The organism is Laceyella sacchari, assembly GCF_024927925.1.
Classification (GTDB): Bacteria; Bacillota; Bacilli; order Thermoactinomycetales; family Thermoactinomycetaceae; genus Laceyella; species Laceyella sacchari.
On record NZ_CP103866.1, the window covers coordinates 2,027,501 to 2,032,500 of the forward strand.

General features: G+C 48.5%; 5 protein-coding genes (1 of these 5 cut by a window edge). 1 reads left to right on the forward strand and 4 read right to left on the reverse strand.

Annotation, left to right across the window (positions count from 1 at the left end):
• A protein-coding gene (locus NYR52_RS09885) for a PTS lactose/cellobiose transporter subunit IIA (protein WP_022738922.1) crosses the window boundary here: on the reverse strand, nt 1–121 show its 5' end (the start). It extends 191 nt beyond the left edge of the window; only the first 121 of its 312 coding nucleotides appear in the window; it begins with the start codon at nt 119–121; the stop codon falls past the left edge of the window.
• Between the two features lie 17 nt (nt 122–138).
• Nucleotides 139–438 carry a PTS sugar transporter subunit IIB gene (locus tag NYR52_RS09890; RefSeq protein ID WP_132223943.1) on the reverse strand — a complete coding sequence of 100 codons (300 nt, stop codon included), beginning with the start codon at nt 436–438 and terminating at the stop codon, nt 139–141.
• Between the two features lie 168 nt (nt 439–606).
• Here NYR52_RS09890 and NYR52_RS09895 point away from each other — a divergent pair, with 168 nt between their 5' ends.
• Nucleotides 607–1,884 (forward strand): PTS sugar transporter subunit IIC, encoded by a 1,278-nt coding sequence (locus NYR52_RS09895; protein WP_259435568.1) that lies wholly within the window; start codon nt 607–609, stop codon nt 1,882–1,884.
• Nucleotides 1,885–1,931: 47 nt separating this feature from the next.
• Here the strand turns inward: NYR52_RS09895 and NYR52_RS09900 are convergent, their stop codons facing one another.
• Nucleotides 1,932–3,644: an ABC transporter permease/substrate binding protein gene (locus NYR52_RS09900; RefSeq protein WP_132223937.1), complete on the reverse strand. Its 1,713-nt coding sequence runs from the start codon at nt 3,642–3,644 to the stop codon at nt 1,932–1,934.
• Complete coding sequence (gene proV / locus NYR52_RS09905) at nt 3,641–4,837, reverse strand: glycine betaine/L-proline ABC transporter ATP-binding protein ProV (RefSeq protein WP_132223949.1); 1,197 nt, start codon at nt 4,835–4,837, stop codon at nt 3,641–3,643. Before proV ends, NYR52_RS09900 begins: the two co-directional genes overlap by 4 nt.
• Nucleotides 4,838–5,000 lie beyond the last annotated feature (163 nt).

A 5,000-nucleotide genomic window follows, 5' to 3' on the forward strand; every position in this document is an offset into this window, starting at 1 on the left:
TGGCTAGCTCTTCTGCCTTGGCGAAATCAAACGCCTCTGCAGCATCCAACGCTTCATAAGCGATGGCACGTGCATTTCCCGCATGCAAGATGATTTCATACAACTCTTGCTCATGATTCATGCTCTCCACTCCTGTCTCTATTTGTATCGCCGGATCAGCTCCAACACTTTGGGGGCGCCAAGGGGAGTATAACCGAGTGGCGGAATCAATGCCACCGGTTTTCCCAATCGTTTACCGATCTCCTCAAATTGGGCCAAACGATGCTTTACTTGCGGTGCGACCAAGCCCAAGTCATGCCGAGCCAGTTCATCTTCAAATTCGTGCGTTCCGACGGCTTTGATTTCCAAAGGAAACCCTTCTTGGTCGGCCAATGCCTTGACCGCTTTGACCACAATCGCACTTGACATTCCACCCGAGCAAACCATCACCACGCGCATATCCATTCCCCCCCTGATCTTTCTGCCTGGCCATGTAGTAACGTTCCTATACTGCCAACATTATTATAACAATATTCACACATGGACAATGCACCCATTTATGAGATATATTTCTGATAGGGAGATCATTATACAGAATGTTCAAAATATATTTGCAAGGAGGCTCCTATGCATCACTTTCTTCAATGGATTGAGACTCGGTTAATGCCGCCAATGGCCCGCATTTCCGAAATGCGTCATATCCGGGCGGTACGCGACGGAATCATCGCGACCCTGCCTTTAATCATCGTCGGTTGCTTTTTCATTATCATTGCCAATCCACCTGTCGAATCTTGGGCGAAAGCAGTGGAGCCGTATAAAGAACAAATTGTTGTACCCTTTCGACTTACATTGGGGCTAATGGCTCTTTACGCCTCTTTCGGAATGGGCCACAGCTTGGCCAGATCGTACCAATTGGACGGCGTTTCCGGTGGGTTGCTGACCATGGCAACGTTTATTATGGCGACCGTTCCCGTCAATCTCGACGACAAATTACCCGCCAACCAAACGCTTGGCTGGCTGTTGCCATTGCAACATATGGGCGGAGCCGGATTGTTCATGTCAATCATCGCCATGCTCATCGCAGTGGAAACCATGCGCATTCTCAAAAAAAGAAAATGGGTCATCCACATGCCCGAATCCGTGCCCCGTTCAGTTGCGCGGTCATTTGAAGCGCTGATTCCAGCCACGGTAATTGTTCTGTTCATGTGGACGATCAGGGTGTTACTGGCCATTGATCTACACGCTTTATTACAAAGCCTCTTTCAACCGTTGGCAATATTCGCCGGAAACACGTTTTTGGGCGCGATGGTTCCGGTCCTCTTCATCATGTTGCTCTGGGCGGCTGGCATACATGGTGATGCCGTAGTCGGGTCCATTTTCCATCCGATTTGGTTCGCTTTGCTTGACCAAAATGCCGCCGCGGCAGTAGCTGGCAAAGAATTTCCCAACCTGATTGTGGAACCATTTTTCCAATGGTTTGTTTTGATCGGTGGTTCCGGCGCCACTCTGTCCTTATGTGTGCTCATGCTTTTTTCTAAATCTTCCTATCTCAAGCAAGTGGGCCGTTTTTCCATCGTGCCGGGCATCTTTAACATCAACGAACCCATCATTTTCGGCGTACCCATGGTAATGAATCCAATGATGTTCATCCCGTTCATCCTCGCTCCTTTGGCTTGCACTGCAGTGACTTATGCCGCATTCTCTATCGGCTTGATCGATAAAATCTCCCTATTGGTACCATGGACGCTTCCCGGCCCAATCGGTGCATACTTAGCTACAGGCGGGAGTTGGCAAGCCGTATGCCTCCACTTGTTCAACTTGATATTGACAGGAGTCATTTATTGGCCGTTTTTTAAAGCCTATGAGCGTAAACTCCTCGCCGAGGAACAGGCTCAATCCGCCTGAAAAAAAGAAAAAAACCCCTGGCCGCTTAACCAGCCCAGGGCTTTTGTTTATTTTTTAGTCCAAGCAGCCACTTTCTCAGGATGCGCTTTGATCCATGCGTCTGCAGCTTCATCCGGTGTCTTTCCTTTACGGATGTCGAGCATAACCGATTCCATGTCCTCTTTGGTCCATGCAAACTGATCCAAAATACGGTACACTTCTGGCATGTCTTCTTTCAAACCTTTGCGGGCGATGGTGTGGATCTGCTCTTCCTCACCATAAATTCCCTTGGGATCTTTGAGGATCTTCAGATCATATTTGGCAAAGATCCAGTGCGGTTGCCAACCGACGACAACAATCGGTTTTTTCTGTTCGATCGCTTTGGCGAGCGAAGCCGTCATCGTCGCATCTGATCCGCTGACCAAGCTATAGTCCAGTCCATACAGCTTGAGCGCTTTTTCCGTGTTTTGCATGATGCCAGCGCCAGGATCGATTCCAATGATTTTGCCGCCAAATAAGTCTTTGTTTGCATTTAATTCTTCTATGGAGTCAACCGGCACATACTTAGGCACCACCAGACCCAACCGCGCTCCTTTTAAGCTGACACCAAGATCATCATATTGCCCTTTGTACTTTTGCACAAACACTTTTCCCGTCACGGGCAACCATGCCCCCAAATGCGCATCGACATCGCCTGCCACGACTCCTGACCACATCGGGCCTGCTTCTGTTTCCTTCATGTCAACTTCATACCCTTGGTTTTCCAGCACGCGTTTAATCACATGGGTGCTAGCAATCTCCGTATCCCAACTCACATAAGCAAGCGTCACTTTTTCTTTGGCACCGCCAGGTTTGGCATATGAGGCCACTCCCAAGCCCAACAGAGCCAAAATCGCTACAATCGACACCCATTTACGGACTCCCGCCCACGGAGTCGCCCCTTTCGCTTGCTGACGTGGTTCACCCAAATTCTGCGTCATTCGGTCTAGGATGATGGCGATAATCACAATCGCCAAGCCGGCTTCAAACCCTTTTCCAACTTGCAATCGCGAAATCGACTGCAACACGATCTCACCTAGTCCACCCGCACCGATCATGGAACTGATCACAACCATCGACAATGATAGCATGATCGTCTGGTTGATCCCTGCCAAAATCGTCGATTTGGCCAGCGGCAACTCCACTTTTACTAGCCGTTGCCACGGAGTGGAACCAAACGCGTCGGCCGCTTCTTTCAACTCGCTGGATACTTGCCGCAAGCCCAACCCTGTCATTCGAATCGTGGGCGGCATTGCAAAGATGACAGACGCGATCACAGCCGGAACCGCCCCCAGGGCAAAAAAGAACACCGCAGGGATCAAATAGATAAACGCAGGCATCGTTTGCATAAAATCCAATAGTGGCGAAATCACTTTTTTAGCTTGATCGCTACGTCCTACCCACAACCCGAGGGGAATACCAATCACAATCGATAACAGCGTCGAAGTCAATACCAACGCAATGGTTTGTACACTGGCTTCCCACAAACCGAGATACAGGATGAATGACATACCCAACAAAGCAAACAACGCTATGCGCCAGCGACTCAACAGCCATACGATCAGGGATAATAGGAGAATGGTCGGCAAAGGGGGTAACGCCGTCAATATGCGCTCGAAAAAATCAGTCGTCGGCTCGATCGCCCCTTGGATAACCGCGAAAAAAGGCGCGAAATGAACCTGCATCCATTTAATGAGCGCATCCACCCACTCAGCTAACTGAATTTTGGGTATGCCATTCATGCCGTATCACCTCCTTGTCCAGCCAATGCCGACAGCAACGCGCCACGGCCAACAATGCCTTGTAAGCGCTCCTTGTCATCTACCACCACGGCTGGATAAGAAAAATCCATTTGCACCATGGAAGCCAACACTTCTTGCAATGGGGTGTCTTTTTGCACTTTCACAATATCTTCTATCATAACCTCTTCGATTTTCATATTTTGCGCTACCGCTTGTTTCACCTTGTCTGCAGTCAATAAGCCTTTTACTTCTCGGTTGCGATCAATCACAAGCAATGTCGGAATGCGTTTATCCCGAATCCGGGTCAATGCTACCCTTGGCCCATCTTTACCCAGCACCACGACTTCAGGTTTTTGCATGATGCTTTCTGCCATCAGGACTTTGCCGAGATTTACATCCTCAACAAACCGCTCCACATACTCATCTGCCGGATTCGTCAAAATTTCCTCTGGTGTGCCGATCTGGACAACCTCACCATCGCGCATCAACACGATGCGGTCACCGATTCGCAGTGCTTCGTCCAGGTCATGGGTGATAAAAATAATGGTCTTATTCATATTGCGTTGCAGCTCCAACAACTCATCCTGCATATCCTTGCGAATGAGTGGATCCAGTGCACTAAACGCTTCATCCATCAACAGAATATCCGGATTATTCGCCAGGGCACGCGCAAGACCGACCCGTTGTTGCATCCCCCCGCTCAGCTGGTCCGGCAAACTGTCAGCATAATTCTCCAAGCCGACCAACTTCAAACTTTCCCAAGCCTTTTCTCTGCGGGTTTTTCCATCCATTCCCTGAATCTCCAACCCAAATTCCACATTCTCAATCACAGTGCGATGTGGAAATAGGGCGAACTTCTGAAACACCATCCCGATGCGTTTACGACGGATTTCGCGCAATTTATCGGCTGGCATTTCAACCAAATCTTCGCCATCCAACAAGACTTGACCCGCTGTCGGTTCGATTAAACGATTGAGCATACGCAAGAGCGTCGACTTTCCACTACCTGACAAGCCCATGATGACAAAAATTTCTCCACTGTTGATCGCAAAACTGGCGCGGTTCACGCCGACGGTTGCACCAGTCTCTTTGAGAATCTCATGCTTGTCCTTTCCTTGAAATAACATTTTGAGTGCCTTTTTGCTGGCTCTACCGTAAATCTTCGTTAAATTTTTCACTTCGATTTGTTTCAGCAATCTTTTCACCCCTCCAATCTTAGCGTAGTTTATTCCCTTCTTAAATACATCGGAAAACATGATTTTCTTTTCTGAATCTGAAGTCATCCGATTGATATTCAATACTCCTTTATAAAAATAAAACAAGCTCGCTATCACTATCTTGTTGTAAATGAAATCT